A 25615-nucleotide genomic window follows, 5' to 3' on the forward strand; every position below is an offset into this window, starting at 1 on the left:
AGACCAACGACGAGTGGACCGTGGCGCGGCGCTACATGTCGCTTGAAACCCTCGCCCGCGTCACAGACAATCCCACCGTCAGGCTGCCCGCCGTGGCCACCTGATCAAGCTCGAACCTCTCCGAGGGGCGGCGCTCCTACACCACCACCGGGGACACTATCACCAGGCTGTTCACGATCGCCGACCGGTCAAGGGGGCGGGGCCCGTCCACCACTCTGATCGCGGGTCGCAATTCTTGTCCATCCGCTACACCGAACGGCTGGGCGAGGCCGGCATTGAACCGTCCGTGGGCAGTGTCGGCGACAGCTCCGACAATGTCCTCGCCGAGACGATCAACGGTCCCTTCAGGGCAGAGGTCGGCCATCGGCGCGGGCCGTGGCGCACTTTCGAAGCCGTCGAACATGCCACCCTCGAATGGCTGGACTGGTTCAACAATCGCCGGCTGCCCGAGCCGATCGGAAACATCCCGCCTTCGGAAGCCGAGGCAAACTTCTACGTCGCTCTGGGAACTGAAGACATGGCTGCACAACCAACAAGAATCAGCCTCCGGCAAACCCGGTGCGGTTCAGAGGCGCAAGGATCGGAAATCCGTCAAGGCGGCATGAACTGCCCGAGTGCGGTCGGGATTTCTGGAAGCGTGTTCACAAATTGTCAGGCAGTCCGTGCGATCCCATTGGAGGATCCATGTTCTACTGCGTCAGTCCGGTCCCGTCCGTGTTGGCGCGAGCCGGGGATTATCAGGGCTGCGCGATCTTCCATCGGGGAACACGTCAAGAGATGAAACCGGAAAACCAGAAGTTTGAAACGCCGCGTATGTCGGGTCCGTCATCGACGGGCATCAATCTGGCCGCACATGGCGGCCCTGCGGCGGTCTCGCAAACCTGGGCCGGACCACGACTGCGGAGCTGTCTGATTTGAGAGTTTTCTCGATGTGCTGGAGACAAGTCGCCATGCTCTGGAGCTGCTGCAGAGGGGTCGGGTTCGGCCTGTGTACCGCGACGGACCATCCGGAAGGGGCCAGGCGGTGCCAGTCTCCGTGGCCGTTGCTCCAGTGTCTGCCAGATCGGATGATGAGAGGAGCCGCTTGCTTGGGCAAGGTGCGTCGGGTGTTGCGTGGCGATGCTTTGGGGCGGCCATCTTGCGATGGCTCCACAGGTCCGGCAGCCAAACAACAGCTGGCCACACTGCTCCGGAAGTACCCGGAGGCAGCCTTCGTCGCGCGAGGTTTGCCCGAAACAGATCGGACCAGGCGGTTCTTTCGTCCGTGGCAAGGCCATGGAATGCGGACCGGAGCGCTATGTCGGAGGTCTTGCGTCTCCGGCCAGAAACCATGGATACGCCGGCAGGCCATGACCACTCACGACGTGACGCGTGGACGTGGAGAGACAGGCAAGCAGCTGCACCAAAGCAAGCGTGACTGGCCCGACCGGATCAAGACATGTGCCCAGACAGTCGGCCATCATATCTCTGCTGATCTGGGGAGCTTCGCGTGAGACTTGTCCTTGCCCATACCTATCCTCTCCGCCGCACCCGTCGCGCCGCGGCGATGACGAAGGGCCGGGGCGTCGATCTGCTTGGCGTGGCCGCCGACCTGACCGAACTCTACACGGCCGCCGAACACCTCGTCCCCGAGACGGTGCTTTTGTCTGAAGACATGACTACCGTGCCGGAATTCGAGGTCATGCGAGCCCTGTTCTCGGCCCTCAATATCTCCTGTGTCCTGTTGCGGGAGCGTCCGGCGAACGGCGACAACCCCATGAGCCGGGGCTTGCCCGTGGTCTCACCGGTGGATGATCCGGACCGGTTCATCTCGCACGTCCGACAGGCGGCGGCGACCAAGGTCGGGCGCATGCCCGGCAAGGCAGCCGCCCCGACCGCAAAGGCCACGACACGCCCGCAGGTCGTGCGGCCGGCTGTCCGCGGACAGGTTTTCCGCGACAAGAGCCTGATCATGGTCGGGGCCTCGACGGGCGGGGTTGATGCGCTGATCTCGGTCCTCGGCGCATTTCCGAAGGATTGCCCGCCGACCCTCGTGGTCCAGCATACCGGGGGCAAATTCGCCGCCAGCCTGATCCGGCTCCTCGCCGGGCGATGTGCGGCGCAGGTCGTCGCGGCCGAAGACGGCGCGGTGCCCGACCGGGGTCATATCTACCTGATGCCGGATGGCGACGCGCATCTTGCGCTTGCGGCAGGTGCATCGCCGCGCATGACACGCGACACGGCTCCGGCGGTCGGCGGCCACCGCCCCGCGATCGACGTGCTCTTCAGATCGGGGCGACCGTTCGCGGCGCATGTCGCGGCCGCAATCCTGACCGGCATGGGGCGGGACGGGGCGGCCGGCATGCTGGAACTTTCAAGGGCCGGGGCGACGACCATCGCACAGGACGAGGCGACCTCCATCGTCTACGGCATGCCGCGCGTCGCCTGGGAAATCGGGGCCGCCGGCAAGCGGCTGCCCGTCGACAGGATCGGGCATGCCTTGCTGGCGGCCTGCACGGCCCTTCCGGCCGGGTCGCGGTAGAAGGATAAGTCATGAGGCCATTTGAAGAGACGTCCGATCGCGCGGCGGATCGTTCGATGCCCCCCGATGCCGGGGGGCGAACCATCACGGTCATCCAAGGCGATCTGGCCATTTCGGCCGACCCGAAGGTGACCATTTCGACGGTTCTCGGCTCCTGCGTGGCGGTCTGCATGTTCGAGGAAAACGTCCGGATCGGCGGCATGAACCATTTCCTGCTTCCGGGGGAGGGCGGCGGAAACGGGACCCAACGCTATGGCGTCCACCTGATGGAACTCTTGATCAACGGTTTGCTGAAGGCCGGCGCATCGCGGGCACGCCTGCGGGCCAAGATCTTCGGCGGGGCCCGCATGTCCGACAACCTGCGCGATATCGGACGCGGCAACGTGGATTTCGCGCAGAGCTTCCTGTTGCGCGAGGGAATCCCGATCCTGTCCGAACATGTCGGCGGCCGGCAGGCCCGCCGGCTGAAATTCAACCCGACGACCGGCGCAGTGCAGCAATTGCTGGTCAGCGGGATCGAGGATGTGGCGGCAGCCCCTCCGCCAAGGCCGGTCCCCAAACCCGACATCACGTTGTTCTAGGCGCTTGCCCGAAGACGGGCAGCCCTTGGCAATCGCGACAGAATAGGCATTGTTCGGATCTGCCCGGTCAGGAGGTGCCCTTGGCGAAACGGCCAACCATCGCGGACGTTGCCCGCGCCGCGGGTGTCAGCCCGGCGACGGTGGACCGTGTGCTCAACGGACGCGAGCGCGTGCGCGAAGAGACCGCCCGCCGTGTCTATGACACGGCCGTGGCCATCGGCTACCACGCATCGGGGCTGATCGCGCAGCGGATGGGGGAGGATCTGCCACGGATGCGCTTCGGCTTCGTGCTCAGCAAGGCGCGTCAGTCCTTCTATCGCACCCTGGCGGCAGAGCTGGAGGCGGTCGTCGCCCAGGCCGACGGCATCCGGGGGCAGTGCGAGATCGCCTATGCCCCCTCGCAATCGCCCGCCGACATCGCGGCAGAGATCGTCCGGATGCGGGGACGGGTGGACGCCATCGCGGCCTGCTCGGTGGCACATCCCGATTTGACCGAGCTTGTCGGCGATCTGAAACGCGACGGCATTCCCACCTTCGCGTTGATGAACGATTTCGCGCAGGGCGTCCGCCATGCCTATGTGGGTCTCAACAATCTCAAGGTAGGCCGGATCGCGGCCCAGATGTTGTCGCTGGCCAGCCGGCCGGGAAAGATCGGCATCTTCGTCGGCGGGTTCCGCTGGCACGGGCATGAGCTGCGCGAAACTGGACTTCGGTCCTATTTCCGCGAAAACGCGCCTGCCTTCAACGTGCTGGACACGTTCGTCAACCTCGAGACCCGACAGCTGACCTATGAGGCGACGCTCGATCTGTTGAACCGGCACCCGGGCATCGTAGGGATCTACTGCGCCGGCGGCGGAATGGAAGGCGCGATCGCGGCCCTGCGCGAGGCGCGAAAACCCAAGGAAGTGGCCCTCGTCGTCAACGAACTCACACCCGAAAGCCGGGCAGGGCTGACGGACGGATATGTGACCCTCGTGATCTCGACACCTGTCCCGACGCTGTGCCGGGATCTGGTGAAATTGATGCGCGAAGCCGTGCAAGAGGGCCCCTCGGACCTGACACGCCAGGTCTTCCTGCGTCCGGACCTGATCCTCGCCGAGGTCATATGATGATGGAATTTCGTCAGAGACCTTGATTGGTTTTCGGCACGGATGAGACAGTCCCGGCGCGGCCGGATTGACAACGCGGTCTCCGCCCAGCAACGCTCCTGCCCATGCGGCGCGAGCTGCTGCGAGGGTCGCCCTGGCGACCCGAGGGAGGAAATCGCAAAGAGTGCGGCCGCCGCAGGCCGGGCCCGACCGGGCCCTGGGACTGTCGATGCGGGGCTGCGACCTGGGCCCGGCAATGCGGGAAAGTTGAGATGAAGTCTCTTGATGCAATCACGATTGGCCGCTCCTCGGTCGATCTTTACGGCGGCCAGGTCGGCGGGCGGCTCGAGGACATGCGCGGTTTCGACAAGTATATCGGCGGCTCGCCCACCAATATCGCCTGCGGCACGGCGCGGCTCGGGCTGAAATCGGGGCTGATCACCCGGGTCGGCAACGAGCATATGGGTCGTTTCATCCGCGAGCAGCTCGCCCGCGAGGGGGTCGATACGCGGGGAGTGATCACGGATCCCGAGCGGCTGACCGCGCTGGTCCTGCTGGGGATCCGCGACGAAGAGCAGTTTCCGCTGATCTTCTACCGCGAGAATTGCGCCGACATGGCCCTGAGCGAGGCCGACATTGACGAGGGTCTGCTTTCGGACACTCGTTCGGTTGTCGCGACGGGCACCCATCTCAGCCATCCCCGGACCGAGGCCGCGGTGGTCAAGGCCCTGCGACTGGCGCGGGCGCACGGGGCGCTGACGGCGCTCGACATCGACTATCGCCCGAACCTTTGGGGGCTTGCCGGGCACGACGCTGGCGAGAGCCGCTTCATCGAGAGCGCGGCCGTGACCGCCAAGCTGCAATCCCACCTGCATTTCTTCGACCTCATCGTCGGCACCGAAGAGGAATTCCACATCGCCGGTGGCACCACCGACACCGTCGCGGCGCTGCGCAATGTGCGCGAGGTCTCGGGCGCGACGCTCGTCTGCAAGCGGGGGCCGATGGGAGCGGTGGCGTTCGCCGGACCGATCCCCGACAGCCTTGACGACGGCGAGGCGGGGCCCGGCTTTCCGATCGAGGTCTTCAATGTCCTGGGCGCGGGCGACGGGTTCATGTCCGGCCTGCTCAAGGGCTGGCTTGACGGTGCCGCCTGGCCGGTCGCGCTGAAATATGCCAATGCCTGCGGGGCCTTGGCGGTGTCGCGTCATGGCTGCACGCCGGCCTACCCGTCCTGGGACGAGCTGCAGTTCCTGCTGGAGCGCGGCGTCAAGGTCCCGGCGCTTCGCAAGGACGAGGCGCTTGAACAGGTGCATTGGTCAACCAATCGCAAGCCGGAGTGGGAAACCTTGCGCGTTTTCGCCTTCGATCACCGCGCTCAGCTTGAGGAAATGCCAGGAGCCGACGCCGAAAAGATCGGACGTTTCAAGGAGATGTGCCTGACCGCGCTGAACCGCGTGGCGCAGGGGCGGCCGGGATACGGGCTCTTGTGCGATGGCCGCTACGGTCGGCGGGCGCTCTACCGGGCAGCGGGGACGGGCCTCTGGATCGGGCGCCCGGTGGAATTGCCCGGCTCCCGCCCGTTGCGGTTCGAGCCGGAGATCGGGCCGGACCTCGGCGGGCTGGCGGAATGGCCGTCCGAGCATGTGGTCAAGGTCCTGTGCTTTTGTCACCCCGACGACGACGCCGAAACCTGGGCCGAGCAGGAGGCGGCGATCCTGCGGCTTTTCCGCGCCAGCCGTCGCAACCGGCTAGAACTGCTGCTGGAGGTCATCCCTTCGCAAGTCGGACAGGTGTCCGAGGGCACCGTGGCCGCCATCGTCGAGCGGATCTACGCCCTCGGCGTCCATCCCGATTGGTGGAAGCTGGAGCCGATGACCTCCGAGGCGGCCTGGCAGGCGACCTGCGCGGCGATCTCGCGCCACGATCCCCATTGCCGGGGGATCGTGCTGCTGGGGCTAGCGGCCAGCGAGGAGGCTCTTGGGGCGTCGTTCGACGCGGCCGTGTGCCATCCGATGGTCAAGGGGTTCGCCGTCGGCCGCACGATCTTCGCGGAGGCGGCAGGGGGCTACATGGCCGGAACTCTGGATGAAGCCGACGCAATCACGCAAATGTCCGAAATCTATCAGCGCCTCTGTCTCCGCTGGGACAGGGCCTGCGCAAAGGCGAGGGAAGCCGCATGACCAAAACCATTCGATTGACCGCAGCGCAGGCGATGGTCCGCTACCTTGCCGCGCAGAAGACCCCTGAAGGCGACACCTTCATCGCCGGCTGCTGGGCGATTTTCGGGCACGGCAATGTCGCGGCCCTGGGCGAGGCGCTGCACGGCGTGCGCGACGTGCTGCCGACCTACCGGGGCCACAACGAGCAAAGCATGACCCACGCGGCCATCGCGTATGGCAAGCAATTGCAGCGGCGCCGCGCCATGATGGTGACAAGCTCGATCGGCCCCGGGGCGACCAACATGGTCACCGCCGCCGCGCTGGCCCATGTGAACCGCCTGCCAGTCCTGCTGGTGCCGGGCGATGTTTTCGCCAACCGCGCCCCCGACCCCGTGCTGCAGCAGGTCGAGAGCTTCGGCGACGGTACGGTCAGCGCCAATGATTGCTTTCGCCCGGTAAGCCGTTATTTCGACAGGATTTCCCGACCCGAGCACCTGTTGACCGCGCTGCCGCGCGCGATGCGGGTGATGACCGATCCGGCGGATTGCGGGCCGGTGACGCTGGCCTTCTGCCAGGACGTGCAGGCCGAGGCCCATGACTGGCCGGTCGCGTTCTTCGCCGAACGGACCTGGACCATGCGCCGCCCCCAGCCCGACCCGGACGAGCTGGCGCAGGTGGCCGAGACCCTGCTGGCCGCGGCCCGCCCGGTGATCCTGGCCGGTGGCGGGGTGCATTATTCGGATGCGACCGACGCGCTGAAGACGTTCGCCGAGACCCACGGCATCCCCGTGGTCGAGACCCAGGCGGGCAAATCCTCGCTGCCGTGGGACCATCCGCTGAACCTCGGGCCCGTGGGTGTCACGGGCGCGAGCTCGGCCAACGACACCTGCGCCGAGGCGGATCTGGTGTTGGGCGTGGGCTCGCGGTTCCAGGATTTCACCACCGGAAGCTGGGCGCTGTTCCAGTCCGCCAAGACGCTGGTTTCGTTGAATGTGAACGCCTATGACGCGATGAAACACGGGGCGCTGCCGCTGATGGCGGACGCCAGGGCCGGGTTGACGGCGCTGTCCGCCGAACTCGGGTCCAGAAAGTGGCAGATGTCCGTTTCCGACCGAAAAGCGGCCTGGTTCGAGAAGGTTGACCCACTCACCGCCGCGCCCGGGGACGGCAACGCACTGCCCTCCGACATGCAGGTCGTGGGCGCCGTGCAGCGGTCGGCCGGCCCGGATACGGTCGTCATGTCGGCGGCCGGCACCATGCCGGGCGAATTGCACAAGCTCTGGAAGGCCGGGCGGCCCCGGTCCTATCACATGGAATACGGCTTCAGCTGCATGGGCTACGAGATCGCCGGCGCCATCGGCATCAAGCTCGCCGAGCCTGAGAGCGACGTGGTCTGCATGATCGGTGACGGCTCCTACATGATGATGAACAGCGAGCTGGCGACGGCGGCGATGATGGGCGTCAAGATCACGCTGGTCATCTCGGACAACCGCGGCTTCGGCTGCATCAACCGCCTGCAGGTCGGCACCGGCGGCGCCGAGTTCAACAACCTGCTCGACCATGCCACCCACAAGAACCCGAGCCAAATCGACTTCGTCCAGCATGCGGCCTCCATGGGGGCGGTCGCGGTCAAGGCGGGCAACATCGCCGAGCTCGAGGACGCGCTGCGCGAGGCGCGGGATGCGACCGGGCCCTTCGTCGTGGTGATCGACACCGACCCCTATCCCTCCACCCCGCACGGCGGCCATTGGTGGGAGGTCGCGGTGCCCGAGGTCTCTGTCCGGGAAGAGGTGAAAGCCGCCCGGCAAGAGTATGAAACAGCGAAGAAAAACCAGGTGACCGCATGATCCGCTATGGCACGAACCCGATCGCCTGGTCGAACGACGACGACCCCAAGCTCGGCGGCCATATCCCGCTGGAGCAATGCCTCGACGAGACCGCGCAGATCGGCTTTGACGGGATCGAGAACGGCAACAAGTTTCCGCGGGACCCTGCTGAGCTGAAGGCGGTGCTGAAGCCGCGCGGGCTGCAGTTCGTCTCCGGCTGGACCTCGCTCGACCTGCTGGAGCTGAGCGTGGATGAGCAGAAGGCCAGGATCCAGGGCGATATCGACCGGCTCAAGGCGATGGGCTGCAGCGTGGCGATCGCCTGCGAGACCTCGAACACGGTCCACGGCGCGGCCACCCCGCTCAGCCGCAAGCCGGTGCTGGCAGAGGATCAATGGGCGGAGTTTGGGGCCAAGGTCGAGGCGATCGCCGAATGGACCGGCGCCCAGGGCCTGCCGCTGGTCTACCATCCCCACATGGGCACCGTCGTCGAGACCCCGGAAGAGATCGACCGCTTCCTGCAGGTCACCGGCCCGGCCACCAGATACCTGTTCGATAGCGGACACGTGTATTTCGGCGGCGGCGATCCGGTGGCCATCCTGGACCGTCATATCGACCGTGTGGGCCATTTCCACGCCAAGAACGTCCGCCGTGAGATCATGGATCAGGTCCGGTCGGAGGATCTGTGCTTTCTCGACGGGGTGCGCCGCGGGGTCTTTACCGTGCCGGGCGATCCAGAGGGGTCGATCGACTTTGCCCCGCTGATCGCGATCCTCGCCCGCGCCCGCTATGACGGCTGGATCGTCATCGAAGCCGAGCAGGATCCGGACCTGCGGAACCCGCTGGAATACCAGACCCTTGGACTTGGAACCCTCAAGAACCTGGCTGCCGACGCGGGGCTCGCGGCATGAAGCTGATCGAGCTGCGCCACCCGTTCTTTCGGCCTCGCTGGCGACGGGTGGCGGTGACGGTGGTCTGCCTGGGCTGGTCCGTGGTGGAGTTCTCTGGCGACAACACGTTCTGGGGCATGCTGTTCGGGGCCATCGGGCTCTTGTGCCTCTACGAATTCTTCATCGTGTATGATGAGGCAAATTACACCGAGCCCGACAAGGAGGACGATCCATGACCGATCTTTTGCGCCGCCCCCGGGGCACGAGTGGCAAGGTTCACGACATCACCGCCGAGGATGCGGGCTGGGGCTATGTCGGCTTCGGCCTCCACCGTCTGGCGCCGGGCGAGACGGCGGCCGAGGCCACGGGCGACCGCGAGGTGATCCTTGTGCTGGTCGAGGGCAAGGCCCGGATCGCCGCGAACGGGCAGTCCTACGGCGAGCTCGGTGAGCGCATGAGCGTCTGGGAGGCGACCTTGCCGGCGGCGGTCTACGTCCCGGGTGGCGGCGAGTGGAGTGCGGAGGCGACCACCGACTGCACCCTGGCCGTCTGCACGGCGCCCGCGACCGGGGACCTGCCGGCCCAGGTGATCGGGCCCGAGGGCATCGACCAGGTGGTGCGCGGCAAGGGCGCCAACACCCGTTTCATCCACCCGATCGCCATGGAGGAGCGCGACGTCGCGGGCTCTCTGCTCGTGACCGAGGTCTATACGCCTGCGGGCAATTGGTCGTCCTACCCGCCGCACCGCCATGACGAGGACGATTTTCCCGACATGACCTACCTGGAAGAGACCTATTACCACCGTCTGAACCCGTCACAGGGCTATGGCCACCAGCGGGTCTTTACCGAGGACGGCAGCCTGGACGAGACGATGTCGGTGCACGATCACGACGTGGTGCTTGTGCCGAAGGGCCATCACCCCTGCGGCGCCCCCTACGGCTACGAGATGTATTACCTCAACGTCATGGCGGGGCCGCTGCGCAAATGGCGGTTCCGCAACCATCCCGACCACGACTGGATCGCCAGGCGAGACGCCTGAGCCAGAGCTAGAGAAAGCCCATGTGCCGCAGCGCCTGTTCCGCGGCGGCCTTGCGGCGCGGATCGTCGCTCAGCATGTCGGCATTCAGCGCCTGGATGATCGGTGTCAAGGTCTTTTCGGCGATCGACGTCCGCACGAAACGCGGGACCCTCTCTGCCGGAATGCGTGTTACGATGTCGGCGGCATCGTGCGCGGATGAAAGCGCGTCGTACATGGTCGCCATCCTGTCGATCTGATTCCCCACACCGAAAGCGTAGCGCCGCCCGCGCCTTTCGTCGTCAGAAAAGAATCCGGTCGCTTGAGGGCGTTGGCCGAAGGGCAGAGGCGCGGGGCCGCTCAGGTGATGACGTCGGGCCCTTCGCGGCCGGTTTCCGACCGGACGCGCGACAGCTCTTCGGCGGCGGCGATGATCGGGCCAAGCGCCTCTTGCGGGTCTCGGTCCATCCCGGCCGGGTCGATCTCCAGCCGTTCGAGGTAGACGCGGATCGTGGCGCCCTCCGTGCCCGTGCCCGACAGGCGGAACACGGCGCGGCCGCCGCCCTCGAAATAGATCCGGATGCCCTGGTTCTTCGACACGGAGCCGTCGACCGGATCGGTGTAGGAGAATTCGTCGGCCCCGGTGATCTTCAGCCCGCCGGCCGTCTGCCCGGCCATGTCGCCGAGCCGGGCGCGCATGCTGTCCACCAGGCCGTTGGCCATGTCGCTGTCCACCGCCTCGTAATCGTGGCGGGAATAGTAATTGCGCCCGTAGCGCGCCCAGTGATCGGACATCAGCCGCGCGACGGATTGCTTCGTCTCGGCCAGGACGTTGAGCCACAAAAGCACCGCCCAGAGGCCGTCCTTCTCGCGGACATGGTTGGAGCCGGTCCCCGCACTCTCTTCACCGCAGAGGGTGGCGCGGCCCGCATCCAGCAGGGTGCCGAAGAATTTCCAGCCGGTGGGCGTCTCGAAGACGTCGATGCCCATCTTCTCGGCCACGCGGTCGACGGCGGCCGAGGTCGGCATCGACCGGGCGACCCCGGCCAGCCCGTCCTTGTAGGCGGGCGCGAGATGGGCGTTGGCGGCGAGCACGGCGAGGCTGTCCGAGGGCGTGATGTAGCAGCCCTTGCCGACGATCATGTTGCGGTCGCCGTCCCCGTCCGAGGCCGCGCCGAAATCGGGCGCGTCGGGGCTCATCATCAGGTCCATCAGATCCTTGGCCCAGATCGGGTTCGGGTCGGGGTGGCCGCCGCCGAAATCGGGCAGGGGGGTCCCGTTGACGACCGATCCGGGCGCCGCGCCCAGGGTCTCTTCGAGGATCGCCTTGGCATAGGGGCCGGTCACCGCGTGCATCGCGTCGAACCGCAGGCTGAAGCCCGAGGAGAGCAGCGCCTTGATGGCGTCGAAATCGAAAAGCTCCTCCATCAGGGCCGCGTAATCCGTCACCGGGTCGATCACCTCGATGGTCATGTGGCCCAGGGTTTCGGTCCCGATGGTGCCGAGGTCGATGTCCTGTGCCTCCGAGATCATGTAGGACGTGATCTCGGTCGTGCGGGCATAGATCCGGTTGGTCACGCCCTCGGAGGCCGGCCCGCCGTTCGGACCGTTGTATTTCAGGCCGAAATCCTCGTCGGGGCCGCCGGGATTGTGGCTCGCCGACAGGATCAGCCCGCCGTCGGTGCCGCGCTTGCGGATCAGATGCGAGGCGGCCGGGGTCGACAGGATACCACTCTGGCCGACGATGGCGCGCGCCGCGCCGTTGGCTGCCATCATCCGCAGGATCACCTGGATCGCGCGCTCGTTGAAATAGCGCCCGTCGCCGCCGACCACGAGGGTCTTGCCGACCACGCCGCCGATGCCGTCGAAGATGGATTGCACATAGTTTTCAAGGAAATGCGGCCCCATGAAGACATGCGTCTTCTTGCGCAGCCCCGATGTCCCCGGCTTCTGCCCCGGGATCGGGCTGGTCTCCACCTTGATCGTGCTCATGGGGTCCTCCTCAGGCCTTCGTCAGTATCAGGGCCACGACGGAATTCGCGTGGACCTCGAGCGGTTCGGTGACCGCGAACGGCCCCAACGAAGGGTCCGCCGTATCCAGTTCGCGCATCCAGATCCAGCCGTCGCGCGGCGAGGGCAGGTTGACCGTCAGCGCGTCGCCGACATTGAAGACCGACATGATGGCGTATTCAAGCGTCGCGTATTCGGGCGTGCCCGAGGCGGTACGCATTTCGGCGATGAGATGGCGGAGGTTCGGGTCGAGCCAGTCGGCCTCGGTCATCTCCGAGCCGTCGGACTTGCGCCAGAACAGGTCCGGCACCCCGTCCACCAGCCGTTCATGGGCATGCAGGAACCGCTTTTGCCGCAGGATCGGGTGGTTCTTGCGGAAGTGTATGATCTGACGGGCGAACTTGAGGAAATTCTCGTCGTGCCCCTCCCAGTTGACCCAGCCGATCTCGTTGTCCTGGCAATAGGCGTTGTTGTTGCCGCCCTGGCTGTTGCCCAGCTCGTCCCCCGCCAGCAGCATCGGCGTGCCCTGGCTGAGCATCAGCGTGGCCAGCATGTTGCGCCGGCGCCGGGTGCGCATGTCGTTGATCGCCGGGTCCTTGGTCGGCCCTTCGATCCCGCAATTGTCGCTCGCGTTGTGGCTGTGGCCGTCGGAATTGTTCTCGGCGTTGGCCTCGTTGTGCTTGTGATTGTAGCTGACGGTGTCCATCAGCGTGAACCCGTCGTGACAGGTCAGGAAGTTGACCGAGGCCGTCGCCGCCCGCCGGTCCTGGTCGAATTTCAGCGACGAGCCCGAGATCCGCGCGGCGAGCTCCGCCACCATGCCGGCGTCGCCGCGCCAATAGCTGCGCACCTGGTCGCGGTACTTGTCGTTGTGCTCGCCCCAGGGGTTCGGGAAAGCGCCCAGCTGATAGCCGCCGGGCCCCACGTCCCACGGCTCGCCCATCAGCTTGACCCGCGACAGGACCGGGTCCTGCCGCAGCGCCTGGAAGAACGGCGCGTCCCGGTCGAAGCCCTCCGACGTCCGCCCCATCGAGGCGCCGAGATCGAAGCGGAACCCGTCGACATGGTAGGTCTCCACCCAGTGCCGCAGCGAATCCATCACCATCCGCAGCACCATCGGGTGCTCGATATTGAGCGAATTGCCGGTGCCGCTGTCGTTGATGTAGTAGCGCGCACTCTCGGCCAGCCGGTAATAGCAGAAGTTGTCGAGGCCCCGGAAGCTGAGCGTCGGGCCCAGCTGGTTGCCCTCGCCGGTGTGGTTGTAGACCACGTCGAGGATCACCTCGATGCCCGCGGCGTGGAACCGGCGGACCATCTCCTTGATCTCGGAGGTCTGCCCATTGGTCATGTACCGCGGCTCGGGCGCGAAAAAGCCGATGCTCTGATAGCCCCAGTAATTGGTGAGCCCCTTGGAGATCAGGTGCTCGTCATTCAGAAACGCGTGGATCGGCAGGATCTGGATCGCGGTGACCCCCAGACAGGTCAGGTGCTCCAGCATCGGATCCGAGGCCAGGGCCATGTAATTCCCGGGGTTTTCGACCTTCGGATGCTGCATCGTCAGGCCCTTGACGTGGGCCTCGTAGAGGATGGTCTGCTCCATCGGCGTGTCGGGCGGGGTGTCGCCCTGCCAGTCGAAATCGTCCTGGTCCACGGTCACCACGCAGCGCGGCATGTGCGGGGCGCTGTTGCGGGTGTCGAAGGTCAGGTCGCCGTGCTTGGCGCTGACGTCATAACCGAAGACCGCGCCGGTCCATTTGGGATGCCCCGTCAGGCGCCGCGCATAGGGATCGAGCAGCAGCTTGTGCGGGTTGAACCGGTGCCCCTCGTCCGGCCGGTAGGGCCCATGCGCCCGGTAGCCGTAGTGCTGGCCGGGCTGCAACCCCTCGACATAGCCGTGCCAGATATGCCCGTCGCATTCGGGAAGGACGATGTTCAGCGTCTCTTCGCCGGTTTCGTCGAAGAGGCAGAGGGTCATCTTTGTTGCGTGCTGCGAGAACACCGCAAAATTGACCCCGCCACCATCGAAGGTGGCCCCCATTGGATAGGGCCTTCCGGCCTGGACGCTGACATTTCCGCTCATGAGTCAGCCTTTTAGGCTGTCGTAGAGCGCTGCATAGGCCTTTGCGGAATTCTCCCAGCCCACGGGCTGAGACATGGCGTTTTTTTGCATTTGTGCCCATATCTTGGGCGCTTCCCACAGGTCGCAAAGTCTATCCAGGGCTCCCGACAGCGCCTCGGTCGTGGTCGGGCTGAATTGCAGGCCGGTGGCCACGCCCTTGTCCAGTGCCGCGGGCGAGGCGTTGATGACCGTATCGGCAAGCCCGCCGGTCAGCGCGACCACCGGAATCGTGCCGTAGCGCAGGCCGTAAAGCTGGGTCAGGCCGCAGGGCTCGAACCGCGAGGGCACGAGGATGGCATCCCCGCCGGCGATCAGCCGGTGGGCCAGCGCCTCGTCATAGCCGATGCGGACGGCGACGTTGCGGTCGCCCGCCGCGGCGTGGAACGCATATTCCAGCCCCGCATCGCCGGAGCCCAGCAGCGCCAGCTGCCCGCCGCGCCCCAGCAGGGTGCCCAGGGCGCCCTGCAGCAGGTCGAACCCCTTCTGCTCGGTCAGGCGGCTGACCACGACACAAAGCGGCCCGTCGGACTCGGGCAGGCCCATGGCCTTGCGCAACGCAGTCTTGTTGCGCCCCTTGCCCTTGGCGGTCTTGTAGGGCGCGATCAGCGGATCGGTCGCGGGGTTCCAGGTGTCCTTGTCGATCCCGTTCAGGACGCCGGACAGGTCCGACCGCCGCGCCCGCATCACGCCGTCGAGCCCCATGCCGAACTCGGGGCGCATCAACTCCGCCGCGTAAGTCGGTGAGACGGTTGTCAGTTTCGTGGCCCAGACCAGCCCGGCCTTCAGGGCGCTGACCTGGCCCCAGAACTCGAATCCGTCCGGTGTGAAATCGTCGAGGTCAAGCCGCATGGCCGGGACCTTGGTTGGCGGCGCGAGGCCGTGGAAGGCGATATTGTGGATCGTCAGGATCGTCGGGATGCCGCTGTCGCGCAGGTAATAGGGGACCAGCCCGGCCTGCCAGTCGTGGCAATGCACGAGATCGGGCCGCCAGCTGCCGGTCTGCGCCAGCGTGGCCGCGACCCAGGAGAGCGCCGCGAAGCGTTCGGGATTGTCCGGCCAGTCGCGCCCGTCGTGGCCCAGATAGATCGAGCCCGCCCGGTCGAACAGATGCGGCGCGTCCAGCACCAGCAGGTCGAGCGCCCCGAGCTTGCCGGCCAGCACCCGCGCGGGCCCGCCCATGAGGTCGGGCTCCTTCAGGACGGTCCGGGTCTTTCCCAGCGCCTTGATGACGGCGGGATAGCCGGGCAGCAGGGTCTTCACCTCGATCCCGAGGTCGCCAAGCGCCCCGGGAAGGGCCCCCGCCACATCCGCCAGCCCGCCGGTCTTGACCAGCGGGGCGCATTCGGAGGTGACGGAGAGGATCTTCATTGTGCGGCCGTCCACTTGTCCACCATCGGCTGGGTGATGAGGGTGACGCCGCTGTCGGAGACGCGGAAGAACTTGCCGTCCTCGGCGGGATCCTCGCCGACCACCATCCGTTCGGGGATGACGACGCCGCTGTCGATGACCACCTTGCGCAGGCGCGCGGAGCGGTTGACCACCACCCGCGGCAGCACCACCGCCTGGTCGAGCACCGCGAAGGAATTGGTGTGCACATTGGTGAACATCAACGAATTGCGAACCTCGGTGCCCGAGATGATGCAGCCGCCCGACACCATGGACGAAATCGCGATGCCGCGGCGGTCACGCTCGTCATGGATGAACTTCGCGGGCGGGACGCTCTCGGAATAGGTCCAGATCGGCCACCTGCGGTCCCAGAGGTCGAGCTCGGGGGTGAAATCGGTCAGGTCGATGTTGGCCTGCCAGAAGGCGTCGACGGTGCCCACGTCCTTCCAGTAGGCCGGGGCGCCCTCGTCGCGCACGCAGCTGTCGTCGAAGCGGTGGGCCATGGCCTTGCCGTTCTTGACGATGCCGGGGATCAGGTCGTTGCCGAAATCGTGGCTGGAATTCGGGTCCTCGCTGTCCTTCAGCAGCAGCTCGCGCAGGAATTTCCACGAGAAGACATAGATGCCCATGGACGCCAGGGCGACGCTCGGATCGTCCGGGGTTCCGGGCGGATCGGCGGGCTTTTCCAGGAAATCGGTAATCTGGCCGTTGGCATCGGTCGCCATGACGCCGAAGGCGGTCGCCTCCATCCGCGGCACCGTGAGACACCCGATGGTGACATCGGCCTTGGTCTCGACGTGCTGACGGATCATGATCTCGTAATCCATCTTGTAGATGTGGTCGCCGGCCAGGATGATGACATAGTCGACGTCATAATCGTCAACGATATCAAAGTTTTGCGTGACGGCGTCGGCGGTGCCGCGATACCATTCCTCGCCGCCCATGCGCTGTGATGCGGGCAGGATGTCAAGAAATTCGTTGCGCTCGGCCCGGAAGAAGTTCCAGCCGCGCTGACAATGGCGGATCAGGCTGTGCGCCTTGTATTGTGTCGCCAGCGCCATCTTGCGAATGCCGGAGTTCATCGCGTTCGACAGCGCGAAGTCGATGATCCGCGCCTTGCCGCCGAAATAGACCGCCGGCTTGACCCGCCGGTCCGTCAGCTCCTTGAGACGGGATCCGCGCCCTCCCGCCAGAACGAATGCCATCGAGCGCTGGGTGAGTCGTCTGCTGTCTTCCATCGTATCCTCCCTTAGTTGCCCCGTCTCAGGCGAGGCTGAACATCACCGTCGCCAGACCAGGCAGGGTGATGGAAATCGAGTGATCGCGGCCATGGGCGGGGGTGGCCGTGGCCTCGACGCCCCCGAGGTTGCCGCGATTGCCGCCACCGTAGGCCTCGGCGTCGGTGTTGAGTGTCTCGGCCCAGTGCCCGGCCGACGGCACGCCCACGCGGAAGCCCGTCCGCTCCATCGGGGTGAAGTTGCACACCACGAGGACCGGCGGATCGCCGTCCGCGCCCTTGCGCAGGAAGCTGAGCACGGATTGATCCGCATTGGCATGGTCGACCCATTCGAACCCCTCGGGCTCGCAATCCTTGGCATGCAGCGCCGGCGTCTCGCGGTAGACCCGGTTGAGATCGCGCACCAGCGACTGGACCCCCTTGTGCGGCGCCGTGTGGGCCGCCTCCCAATCCAGCTGCCGGTCATGGTTCCATTCGGCGGGCTGGCCGAACTCCGTGCCCATGAATAGCAGTTTCTTGCCCGGGTGCCCCCACATGAAGCCGTAATACGCCCGCAGATTTGCAAATTTCTGCCATTCGTCCCCGGGCATCTTTTCCAGCATGGAGCCTTTGCCATGCACCACCTCGTCATGGCTGATCGGCAGGATGAAGTTTTCGGAAAAAGCCCAGCTGATCGTGTTCGTCATCTGGTGATGGTGATACTTGCGGTGGATCGGCTCGCGGCTGATGTAGTCGAGCGTGTCGTTCATCCAGCCCATGTTCCACTTGAACCCGAAGCCCAGCCCGCCGGCATCGACCGGGGCCGAGACCCCGGGGTAGGAGGTCGATTCCTCGGCCACCGTCATGATGCCGGGCTGATCGCCGTAGACCAGCGTGTTCATCCGCTTGAACAGCTCGATCGCTTCGAGGTTCTCGCGGCCGCCGTACTTGTTGGGCACCCACTCGCCCTCGTTGCGCGAGTAATCGCGGTAGAGCATCGAGGCCACCGCATCCACGCGCAGCCCGTCCACGTGGTATTCGTCCAGCCAATAGAGGGCGTTGGCCACCAGGTAATTCGCCACCTCGCGGCGGCCGTAATTGTAGATCAGGGTGTTCCAGTCCTGGTGGAAGCCTTCGCGGGGGTCGGCATGTTCATAGAGTGCCGTGCCGTCGAACCGGCCGAGCCCGTGGGCGTCGGTGGGGAAATGTCCCGGCACCCAGTCCAGCAGAATGCCGAGCCCGGCCTTGTGCGCCGCTTCCACGAGATCGCGGAATTCATGCGGCGGGCCGAACCGGATGGTCGGGGCGAACATGCCCACCGGCTGATAGCCCCAGGACCCGTCGAAGGGGAATTCGCTGACCGGCAGGAACTCCATGTGGGTAAAGCCCATGTCCTTGACATAGGCCACCAGATCCGTCGCCAGCTCCTTGTAGGAAAACGGGCGTCCGCCCTGATCGAAGCGGCGATTCCACGAGCCCAGGTGCACTTCGTAGATCGAGATCGGCGCGGCGCGGTTGTTGGCCGCCGCCCGTGTCTCCATCCAGTCGCTGTCGTCCCAGCCATAGCCGCGGATGTCGCGGACGACGCTGGCGGTCTCGGGCGGGTGCTGTGCGCCGAAGCCGACCGGGTCGGCCTTCAGAAGGCGCTCGCCGTGGCGGGTGATGACCTCGTATTTGTAGGCCGCCGTCTCAGCCACGCCGGGCACGAAGATCTCCCAGACGCCGGTGCCGCCGCGGCGGCGCATCACGTGACGCCGGCCGTCCCAGACATTGAAGTCGCCGATGACCGACACCCGCGCCGCGTTGGGCGCCCAGACCGCGAAATGCGTGCCCTCGGCGCCCTCATGGGTCATCACATGCGCACCGAGCGCTTCCCAGATGCGGTGGTGAGAGCCTTCGCCCAGGAGGTATTCATCGAAATCCGACATCACCGGGCCGAAGCTGTAGGCATCCCGGTAGGACCATTCGGCGCCCTTGCCGTCCTCTGCGTGCAGGACGTAGGGCTCGCCCGCCGGGACCTTGCCGGCGAAGACCGGGCCGTCGACCCGTTCCAGCGGGCAGGATTTCGATCCGACCCGCGCCTCGAGCGTTGCCGCGCCGGGGTCCAGGGCGACAACCCAGGTGGCGCGGCCGTGCTTGTGGGGTCCCAGGACGGAAAACGGATCGGGGTGCCGCGCTTCTGCAAGCGCCTGGGCCGTCTCGATCGTGATCGGCAGCGAATTTGATGCGGCCATGAGCAGCGATGTCCTCCTTGGGCAATTGCCCTCATGGGAACATGTATCAACGGGGTGTCAAAGAGTAAAATCGGCCTTCAGCGGTTTCTCGATGACTCGCAGGGCGTTGGGGATGTCGTTCCGCTCGGCCCGCTGGGTCGCCGCGGTGCGGGACAGGCCGTGGCTGAGCCAGCGCTGAATGAGCCGGGCGCGCAGTTCGGGCACCGGCACGTCGATCCGCACGGCGATGTCCCACAGCGCCTCGAGCTGGGACCAGGGCCGTTCGTTGAACAGCACGTAGTTGCCTTCGACCACGATCACCTGGCATTCGGCGGGCACCACGAGGGCGCCGGCGACCGACAGGTCGCGGGCCCGGTCGAAGGTCGGCAGCACGACCTCCTGCCCGTCGCTCAGCCGGCGCATGGCGTTCAGGAAGCCCATGCCGTCGAAGGTCTCGGGCGCCCCCTTGCGCAGGCGCAGTCCCCGGGTGTCGAGCACGCCGTTGTCGAGGTGAAAGCCGTCCATCGGCACCACTTCGCAGCGCACCTTCTGCTGGCGCAGACGCCGGCCGATCTCGCCGGCGAGGGTGGATTTGCCGCTGGCCGGGGCCCCGGCAATGGCCACGAGCAGACGTGCGCGGTCCTGTCTCGCGGTGTGGATCGCCTCGGCGACCGTGTTCACGTGTGAGGTTATGTCGATCATGGTGGAAGACTCTTCTGCCCGGCCTGCCTTGCCTCCACCATAGCCCGCGACCGGGGCCGGGTGCGAGGGCAAAGCCGCCATTTCGCGGCAATTCGCCGATCCGCGGCCCCGGGGTGGCGGGGGCGCCGCGGCGGTGCGCCGCCGTTTCCTTTGCCGGCAAATTGTGGAAGCGACGCGACAGGTGGTTTAAAATCTGCGCACAATGCATAACTAATAAGGGTCGTATCGCGACCCGGGAAACCGGGCTTCGGAGGAGATGCCCTGCTTTTGGGCAGAATGCCCTCAAGGCGGTCATGTCAGATCACGATCGCCCCGGGAGCGGAACAAGCGGTATTGTCGCCGGCTTGGGTTGATGCAGACTGATGCTGCGAGGAGAGCTAGAGATGTATTACGAGATGATCGGCTTCATGGCGGAACCACATGGCGATGGTCCCTGCGAGGTGGAGCTTCCGCAGATCGACCTGGCCAACTCCGCGCTGTTTCTGGATTTCGACGGGACCCTGGTCGACATCGCGGACACGCCCGACAGCGTGTCTGTGCCCTCCGACCTGCCGGACCTTCTCAAGACGCTGAACGAGGCGACCGGCGGCAAGCTGGTCATCGTCACCGGCCGCCCGGTGGCGGATGTCTCGCGCTTTCTGGGCGGGTTCGAGGGTCACGTGATCGGGTGCCACGGCGCCGAGGATCGGGTCGATGGCGAGGTGCGGAGGCATCCGCTGGCCTATTCGGACGTGGTCAAGCGCCTTGGCGACATGGTCGAGGCCTTCGCGGCGACCCATGACGGGCTGCTGGCGGAACGAAAGCCCACAGGGGTGGTGATCCATTTCCGCCAGGTCCCCGAGCAGGAGCCCGACGCCTACACCTTCCTGCATGCGCTCGAGCAGAGCCATGAGGGTTTTGACCTGCACCATTCCAAGATGGCCTACGAGCTGCGCCCCGCCGGGATCAGCAAGGACGCCTCGATCCAGCGCGTGATGGAAAGCGAAGGCTTTGCCGGCCGCCGTCCGATCTTCTTCGGCGACGACGTCACCGACGAGCCGGCGCTGGCCTGGGTCTCGGCCCGGACCGACGGCATCGCGGTCAAGGTCGGCACCGGCGACACCTCCGCCGGATTTCGGGTCCATGACACGGCGTCCGCCCGCCAGGCGCTCAAGATCTGGGCCGGTCTCGGGAGCTGACCAATGTCTGACGGTCGCCTGGTCGTCGTCTCGAATCGCATCCCGACGGACGCGCAGCCTTCGGGGGGCCTCGTGGTCGCGTTGCACGAGGCGCTCGAAAGCCGCGGCGGGGTGTGGATCGGGTCCTCCGGAGAGATCGCCGAGGCTCCGGGGCCCCTGCACGAGATCCCGCACGACAGCTACACCAAGCTCGCCTATGACCTGACCGAGGCCGAGCACAAGGGCTTCTACCTCGGCCATGCCAATTCGGTGATCTGGCCGCTGTTTCATCACCGCGCCGACCTGATCGACGTTGATGAAGAGAACCGCTGGAAATACATGTCGGTCAACGCCCGCGTGGCCAAGCTGGTCGCCGAGGTGCTGGAGCCCGACGACGTGCTGTGGATCCACGACTACCATTTCCTGCCGCTGGCGTTCGAGTTGCGCAAGCTGGGGGTGCGCAACCGGATCGGCTTCTTCCTGCACATCACCTTCCCGAACCCCTCCGATATCGCCGCACTGCCCGACCGCAAGCAGCTGGGCACCTGGATTTCCTCCTGCGATCTCGTGGGCTTGCAGACCAAGCGCGACGTCTCCGCCTGCCTGGAATGGCTGCGGTCGGACACGGATGCCGAGTTCACCCTGCGCGGTCGGATGAAGCTCGACGACCGGCTCTTCGAGGTCCGCAGCTTTCCCATCGGGATCGACGTGGATTCCTTCGCCCGCGCGGCGGAGGCGGCCGATATCACCATCGCCGACCTGCCGGTGGACCAGAAACTGGTGCTGGGCGTCGATCGGCTGGATTATTCCAAGGGCCTGCCCAACCGGTTCGAGGCCTTCGGCAAGTATCTCAGCCAGCGCCAGCCCGACGCGCCGCGCGCGACCATGCTGCAGATCGCCCCGCCCAGCCGCGAGGACGTGGAAGCCTACCGCGACATCCGCGCCGAGCTCGAGAGCATGGCCGGCTCCGTCAACGGCGAACATGCCGAGATCGACTGGACCCCGATCCGCTATTTGCGGCGCCCGATCCCGCGCGAAATCCTCGCCGGGCTCTACCGGCGAGCGGACCTGTGCCTGGTCACGCCGCTCGCCGACGGGATGAACCTGGTGGCCAAGGAATTCGTCGCGGCCCAGGACGGCAACAACCCCGGCGTGCTGATCTTGTCGCATTTCGCAGGCGCGGCCGAACAGCTGGACGAGGCGCTGATGGTCAATCCCTATGACATCGCGGGCATGGCCAAGGCGATCGACCAGGCGCTGGCCATGTCCCTTCACGAACGCCATGCGCGGTGGCTCTCGATGATGCGGGTGATCCGCGAGACCGATATCTCGTGGTGGACGGACAGCTACCTGCGCGCCCTGCGGGGCCAGCCGGAGCTGCAAGAGGCCTGAGCGGCCCGGACCTGCACCGCGGCCGGCTCCAGGCCGGTCCGCTCGCGGCAAGTGCCTGGAATAATTGGCCAAAGCAGCGATCCACAAAATTGTCGGAAAAAAGGTCGGGGGCCGGGAACCGAAGCAGTCTTGAACCGTTATCCTCACGACACGCGCATGCGCCTCTGTCCAGATCAGCCGGCCGCGACGGATCCCTGTCCCCCGAGTCCCCTCGAACGTCGCGGCCGGCCTGGTCCATCCCCCTGACAGTCTTTCCAGAAATACAACAGCTTGCGCCCTTTCCACGGGAGAGGGTCCTGCGGCGGTTGCACCTCGTGGCCCGGGCGGCGATGAAGGGGCATTCTCCGGCGCCCTTGCGCGGCCCCGTCAGGACGAAGGCGACCTTATGGATATCATGGCCCCGTGGCGGTTTTTCACCTCTGTCAGCCACGAGATCGAACGCACCAACCTCGGCCTGATCTCGGCGGGCTGCGCGTTCTTCGGGATGGTGGCGATCTTTCCCGCGATCGCGGCGATCATCGCCATCTTCGGCCTGGTGGCCGATGTCGACGTGGTGCGCGACCAGCTGGGATTGCTGCGCGACATCATGCCAGAGCAGGCCTACCTGCTGCTGGCGCGCCAAGTGAACTCGCTTCTGAACACGCGCAGCCACACGCTGGGCTGGGCCTCGGCCGTGTCGATCCTGTTCGCCCTCTGGTCCGCCCGCGCCGGGGTCGCAGCGATCATGCGCGGCCTGAACGAGATCCACGGCACCCCCAACCGGGGCGGTCTCCGCCAGGCCCTCGTGGCCCTGCTGCTGACGGTGGCTCTGGTCAGCGTGGCGGTGGTGTCGCTGGTCGCGGTGGTGGTGGCGCCGGTCGTGCTGGCCTTCCTGCCGCTGGGGCCGGCGGCGACCTGGGCGGCGGAGGCGGTGCGCTGGGGGCTGGCGCTGGCGGTGCTGCTGATCGGCCTCGGCATCCTCTACCGATACGGGCCGAACGCGCGGGGCCACCGGCCGAAATGGCTCACCCCGGGCTCGACCTTCGCGGTCGTCACCTGGCTCGCGGCCTCTATCGGCTTTTCGATCTACCTGACGAATTTCGGCAATTACAACAAGGTCTACGGCTCCATCGGGGCCGTGATCGCGCTACTGATGTGGTTCTACATCTCGGCCTATCTGGTGCTGCTGGGGGCCGTCCTCAACGACATGATCCGCCTGCGGTCGGAACGCCGGAAACACGCCACCGCCACACGCTGAAAAAGGGACCGCGTCAGGCTGTCGCATTCCGTCCGGTGGGACCCGCCCAAGCGCCGACCTGTCGCCTACCCGGCGGCAGGTCATCGTTTCCGGGCCATTTTCAAAACGAAAAAAGCCGGCGTTTCCGCCGTTTGTCCGAGCAAGAGTCCTCGGAGTTCGATGCCAGTCGTCTCGAGGCGGATTTCTCCGCTCGCTTCGGACTTTCGTCTTCCGTTTCCCAATACGAGGCCAATCTTCTCACGCCGCAAGCTTGACCGCCCGATCCCGGGCTCGGGGTGCGAATGCCCTCACCTTCAACTGCCGCGTGAAATCTGCTTTGTGGTCGGAAAAACGACCCAAGGCGGACACTGCGGAAATCCCGAGGTGCCGATGACAGGCCTGGCCAAGTTCAATTTCAAGCTCACCCAGCGATATCCAGGCTCGGGTGATCACAGGATCATTTCATGCGGCAATCCGGATTGCCTGAACGTCGGGGTCGAGCCATCGACCGCCGATGAGCGCCGTTCCCACTGGTCTGCACATCGTCCCGAGTTCACGCAGGACCAACTGGATGTTGCCGTCAGGCATGGCGCGGGAGCCTGCAAGCTGGCCGGAGCCGACACGAAGCACCGCCGCGTGTCCCGCGTGTTCGACTATGCCGACGAGCCTCATGTCTGGCACGACCAACGGACGATTTGGTGCCAATCCCTTGCTCCGGGCGACCGCGTTTGCGACAGCGGCTTCTCGATCCTGTCTTTCGATCACCTTGACGAGGAGATCGCTCGCCTCCGAAATCACGACGGGGTTCTGGATGGACCGGCCTGCGGCGCCTGCGGCACCCGGGTCCTCGTCTGCCCCGACGAGTTCTCGCTGAAAGGCGCTTACCAGAGAACAAGGGACAGCATGGGCAGGCCGATAAGGAACATGGGTGCGCCCAAGTCGATCAGGGTCCTACACAAACCGTGCAAACGAAGGCCAGCGCGGCGCCAGGATCACCGTCACGCTTCCACATGAGAGGCAGAAGACCTGCAAGGACACCCTACGCATCCTCAACGCGCTGATGAACAGCGCGGGCCTTCTGGATGTGCGGCGCATAGTCGGAGCGACCGCGACGGGCCAGAAGATCGGCATCAGCCGCATCTACGACCGGATCTGGTGGTTCGAGCAGGTCTTCCTCGCCTAGGAGCGCGAGATGCTGAGGCGATGGCGCAGAATGGTTGAAAGATCGGGACAGAAGGTCGAGCACCGCCCTGGCCACGACGATCAGGTGCTGACGGTGAACTGGGGGACCGCGACAGACCGACGACGAGACCGTCGCGAAGGCGTTCATCGCTGCCAGGAAAGAAGAATGCCAAACAGTTCCCGCATTCGACCTATCAGGTTCCGCTCTTTCCGAAGCTCCGGGTGAAGTCGCCAACACAGGCGAGCGGCGAACTCGACAAGGTCGTCGGTTTTCCCGTGGTTGCAACGGGGCTGCGACGGCGGCAGAAGGAGCTTCCATTCGATACCGCCGATCTCGACGCAGATCTCCGGGAAGAGCTGGCCAAGCTGGTTCACAAGGCGACACTGCAACCCGCCAGCACCTTCATGAACTGGCTTCGCGAGTGCCTGAGTGCAGCGGCGCGAGCTGGCAGCGGTGGCGCCCGGGTGGGCGGCTCCTACATTCAAGGCGCGATCCTTGATCCTCGCACCCGGATCGCGTTGCTGAACATCTTCCGTGTGAGCTACATCTATTTCGAGCTGCGCCCCGGTTCATCGCCCTTTGATCGAGCTCCGAGCGACCGTGCGGATGTGCCCGGGGTCACACGCCGTCCTCTCCGTAACCCAGGGACGGACGAGCGGATAGAGATTGCGCATACGACGTGGCGGGCGCCGGACCGCAAGACATCGGCCGTGCGACACGGTATCGACGCCTTTGTTCGCCGGAAGACCGGCAAGGTCGATGTGCCCGACCGGCATCGAGTGATCTACCGGCCGTGGCTACATGCTGGCACGAAAGTCGGTGCCACGCTGTTAGCAGTTGGCGAGGAGGTGCATCCCGACAGGCGCGCACTCGCTTTTTGGCTCTCCGGGATCTCACCTACCTGCGGATAGACCACGAAGTGTTGTCTCAATCCAATCGCG

Annotated in this window: 21 protein-coding genes and 1 pseudogene; 15 read left to right on the forward strand and 7 right to left on the reverse strand. The window is 65.8% G+C overall.

Annotation, left to right across the window (positions count from 1 at the left end):
* Positions 1–163: 163 nt before the first annotated feature.
* The 9 genes and pseudogenes from ROA7023_RS07335 to iolB form a co-directional block, all read left to right on the forward strand.
* Positions 164–526 (forward strand): annotated as a pseudogene (locus ROA7023_RS07335) (integrase core domain-containing protein); the annotation flags it as partial.
* Between the two features lie 963 nt (positions 527–1489).
* Positions 1490–2521 carry a CheB methylesterase domain-containing protein gene (locus ROA7023_RS07340; protein ID WP_143535465.1) on the forward strand — a complete coding sequence of 344 codons (1032 nt, stop codon included), beginning with the start codon at positions 1490–1492 and terminating at the stop codon, positions 2519–2521.
* A gap of 11 nt (positions 2522–2532) precedes the next feature.
* Entirely contained in the window at positions 2533–3102 is a 570-nt protein-coding gene (locus ROA7023_RS07345; RefSeq protein WP_234992073.1) for a chemotaxis protein CheD, read from the forward strand.
* A 74-nt stretch (positions 3103–3176) separates the two neighbouring features.
* A complete protein-coding gene (locus ROA7023_RS07350; protein ID WP_234992074.1) occupies positions 3177–4211 on the forward strand; it encodes a LacI family DNA-binding transcriptional regulator in 1035 nt (344 codons plus the stop codon).
* A gap of 251 nt (positions 4212–4462) precedes the next feature.
* A complete protein-coding gene (locus tag ROA7023_RS07355; protein ID WP_085878377.1) occupies positions 4463–6370 on the forward strand; it encodes a bifunctional 5-dehydro-2-deoxygluconokinase/5-dehydro-2-deoxyphosphogluconate aldolase in 1908 nt (635 codons plus the stop codon).
* Positions 6367–8196 (forward strand): 3D-(3,5/4)-trihydroxycyclohexane-1,2-dione acylhydrolase (decyclizing), encoded by a 1830-nt coding sequence (gene iolD, locus ROA7023_RS07360; protein ID WP_085878378.1) that lies wholly within the window; start codon positions 6367–6369, stop codon positions 8194–8196. The genes ROA7023_RS07355 and iolD overlap by 4 nt, the downstream gene beginning before the upstream one ends.
* Positions 8193–9086, forward strand: coding sequence for a myo-inosose-2 dehydratase (gene iolE / locus ROA7023_RS07365; protein WP_085878379.1), 894 nt, complete (start codon positions 8193–8195; stop codon positions 9084–9086). Before iolD ends, iolE begins: the two co-directional genes overlap by 4 nt.
* Entirely contained in the window at positions 9083–9301 is a 219-nt protein-coding gene (locus tag ROA7023_RS07370) for a hypothetical protein (protein ID WP_085878380.1), read from the forward strand. Before iolE ends, ROA7023_RS07370 begins: the two co-directional genes overlap by 4 nt.
* A complete protein-coding gene (gene iolB / locus ROA7023_RS07375) occupies positions 9298–10104 on the forward strand; it encodes a 5-deoxy-glucuronate isomerase (RefSeq protein WP_085878381.1) in 807 nt (268 codons plus the stop codon). Before ROA7023_RS07370 ends, iolB begins: the two co-directional genes overlap by 4 nt.
* A 7-nt stretch (positions 10105–10111) precedes the next feature.
* Here iolB and ROA7023_RS07380 read toward each other — a convergent pair whose 3' ends face one another.
* The 7 genes from ROA7023_RS07380 to ROA7023_RS07410 form a co-directional block, all read right to left on the reverse strand.
* Positions 10112–10318, reverse strand: coding sequence for a hypothetical protein (locus tag ROA7023_RS07380; protein WP_085878382.1), 207 nt, complete (start codon positions 10316–10318; stop codon positions 10112–10114).
* A gap of 122 nt (positions 10319–10440) precedes the next feature.
* On the reverse strand, positions 10441–12072 hold the full coding sequence (locus ROA7023_RS07385; RefSeq protein WP_085878383.1) for an alpha-D-glucose phosphate-specific phosphoglucomutase: 1632 nt from the start codon (positions 12070–12072) through the stop codon (positions 10441–10443).
* A 10-nt stretch (positions 12073–12082) separates the two neighbouring features.
* Entirely contained in the window at positions 12083–14170 is a 2088-nt protein-coding gene (glgX, locus tag ROA7023_RS07390; protein WP_268807981.1) for a glycogen debranching protein GlgX, read from the reverse strand.
* 3 nt (positions 14171–14173) lie between these two features.
* Positions 14174–15577, reverse strand: coding sequence for a glycogen synthase GlgA (gene glgA, locus ROA7023_RS07395; protein WP_085878385.1), 1404 nt, complete (start codon positions 15575–15577; stop codon positions 14174–14176).
* Positions 15574–16833: a glucose-1-phosphate adenylyltransferase gene (gene glgC / locus ROA7023_RS07400; protein WP_085878386.1), complete on the reverse strand. Its 1260-nt coding sequence runs from the start codon at positions 16831–16833 to the stop codon at positions 15574–15576. Before glgC ends, glgA begins: the two co-directional genes overlap by 4 nt.
* Before the next feature lie 25 nt (positions 16834–16858).
* Positions 16859–19045: a 1,4-alpha-glucan branching protein GlgB gene (glgB, locus tag ROA7023_RS07405; RefSeq protein ID WP_085878387.1), complete on the reverse strand. Its 2187-nt coding sequence runs from the start codon at positions 19043–19045 to the stop codon at positions 16859–16861.
* A 57-nt stretch (positions 19046–19102) separates the two neighbouring features.
* Complete coding sequence (locus ROA7023_RS07410) at positions 19103–19726, reverse strand: nucleoside/nucleotide kinase family protein (protein ID WP_085878388.1); 624 nt, start codon at positions 19724–19726, stop codon at positions 19103–19105.
* Between the two features lie 383 nt (positions 19727–20109).
* Here ROA7023_RS07410 and otsB point away from each other — a divergent pair, with 383 nt between their 5' ends.
* From otsB to ROA7023_RS23725, 6 genes are all read left to right on the forward strand, one after another.
* Positions 20110–20904: a trehalose-phosphatase gene (gene otsB, locus ROA7023_RS07415; protein WP_234992076.1), complete on the forward strand. Its 795-nt coding sequence runs from the start codon at positions 20110–20112 to the stop codon at positions 20902–20904.
* Between the two features lie 3 nt (positions 20905–20907).
* A complete protein-coding gene (locus tag ROA7023_RS07420; RefSeq protein ID WP_085878389.1) occupies positions 20908–22275 on the forward strand; it encodes an alpha,alpha-trehalose-phosphate synthase (UDP-forming) in 1368 nt (455 codons plus the stop codon).
* Positions 22276–22660: 385 nt separating this feature from the next.
* Positions 22661–23512 carry a YihY/virulence factor BrkB family protein gene (locus ROA7023_RS07425; RefSeq protein WP_085878390.1) on the forward strand — a complete coding sequence of 284 codons (852 nt, stop codon included), beginning with the start codon at positions 22661–22663 and terminating at the stop codon, positions 23510–23512.
* Between the two features lie 369 nt (positions 23513–23881).
* Complete coding sequence (locus ROA7023_RS23720) at positions 23882–24505, forward strand: hypothetical protein (RefSeq protein ID WP_143535467.1); 624 nt, start codon at positions 23882–23884, stop codon at positions 24503–24505.
* Positions 24506–24551: 46 nt separating this feature from the next.
* On the forward strand, positions 24552–24674 hold the full coding sequence (locus tag ROA7023_RS25465) for a hypothetical protein (protein WP_268807982.1): 123 nt from the start codon (positions 24552–24554) through the stop codon (positions 24672–24674).
* A 221-nt stretch (positions 24675–24895) separates the two neighbouring features.
* The gene (locus ROA7023_RS23725) at positions 24896–25585 is read left to right on the forward strand and encodes a hypothetical protein (protein ID WP_143535468.1); all 690 of its coding nucleotides are present in this window, start codon (positions 24896–24898) and stop codon (positions 25583–25585) included.
* Positions 25586–25615: the final 30 nt, after the last annotated feature.

Origin of the sequence: Roseisalinus antarcticus (genome assembly GCF_900172355.1) — a bacterium.
GTDB lineage: Bacteria > Pseudomonadota > Alphaproteobacteria > Rhodobacterales > Rhodobacteraceae > Oceanicola > Oceanicola antarcticus_A.

What these genes read in the sequence shown, in the direction of transcription:
- iolE (WP_085878379.1), top strand. Translation starts at nt 8,193, where the DNA reads ATGATCCGCTATGGCACGAACCCGATCGCCTGGTCGAACGACGACGAC.
- glgC (WP_085878386.1), bottom strand. Translation starts at nt 16,833, where the DNA reads ATGGAAGACAGCAGACGACTCACCCAGCGCTCGATGGCATTCGTTCTG.
- ROA7023_RS07425 (WP_085878390.1), top strand. Translation starts at nt 22,661, where the DNA reads ATGGATATCATGGCCCCGTGGCGGTTTTTCACCTCTGTCAGCCACGAG.
- ROA7023_RS07355 (WP_085878377.1), top strand. Translation starts at nt 4,463, where the DNA reads ATGAAGTCTCTTGATGCAATCACGATTGGCCGCTCCTCGGTCGATCTT.
- ROA7023_RS07420 (WP_085878389.1), top strand. Translation starts at nt 20,908, where the DNA reads ATGTCTGACGGTCGCCTGGTCGTCGTCTCGAATCGCATCCCGACGGAC.
- glgA (WP_085878385.1), bottom strand. Translation starts at nt 15,577, where the DNA reads ATGAAGATCCTCTCCGTCACCTCCGAATGCGCCCCGCTGGTCAAGACC.
- ROA7023_RS25465 (WP_268807982.1), top strand. Translation starts at nt 24,552, where the DNA reads ATGAACAGCGCGGGCCTTCTGGATGTGCGGCGCATAGTCGGAGCGACC.
- ROA7023_RS23720 (WP_143535467.1), top strand. Translation starts at nt 23,882, where the DNA reads ATGACAGGCCTGGCCAAGTTCAATTTCAAGCTCACCCAGCGATATCCA.
- ROA7023_RS07410 (WP_085878388.1), bottom strand. Translation starts at nt 19,726, where the DNA reads ATGATCGACATAACCTCACACGTGAACACGGTCGCCGAGGCGATCCAC.
- iolD (WP_085878378.1), top strand. Translation starts at nt 6,367, where the DNA reads ATGACCAAAACCATTCGATTGACCGCAGCGCAGGCGATGGTCCGCTAC.
- ROA7023_RS07380 (WP_085878382.1), bottom strand. Translation starts at nt 10,318, where the DNA reads ATGTACGACGCGCTTTCATCCGCGCACGATGCCGCCGACATCGTAACA.
- ROA7023_RS07345 (WP_234992073.1), top strand. Translation starts at nt 2,533, where the DNA reads ATGAGGCCATTTGAAGAGACGTCCGATCGCGCGGCGGATCGTTCGATG.
- ROA7023_RS07385 (WP_085878383.1), bottom strand. Translation starts at nt 12,072, where the DNA reads ATGAGCACGATCAAGGTGGAGACCAGCCCGATCCCGGGGCAGAAGCCG.
- glgB (WP_085878387.1), bottom strand. Translation starts at nt 19,045, where the DNA reads ATGGCCGCATCAAATTCGCTGCCGATCACGATCGAGACGGCCCAGGCG.
- ROA7023_RS07370 (WP_085878380.1), top strand. Translation starts at nt 9,083, where the DNA reads ATGAAGCTGATCGAGCTGCGCCACCCGTTCTTTCGGCCTCGCTGGCGA.
- otsB (WP_234992076.1), top strand. Translation starts at nt 20,110, where the DNA reads ATGTATTACGAGATGATCGGCTTCATGGCGGAACCACATGGCGATGGT.
- iolB (WP_085878381.1), top strand. Translation starts at nt 9,298, where the DNA reads ATGACCGATCTTTTGCGCCGCCCCCGGGGCACGAGTGGCAAGGTTCAC.
- glgX (WP_268807981.1), bottom strand. Translation starts at nt 14,170, where the DNA reads ATGAGCGGAAATGTCAGCGTCCAGGCCGGAAGGCCCTATCCAATGGGG.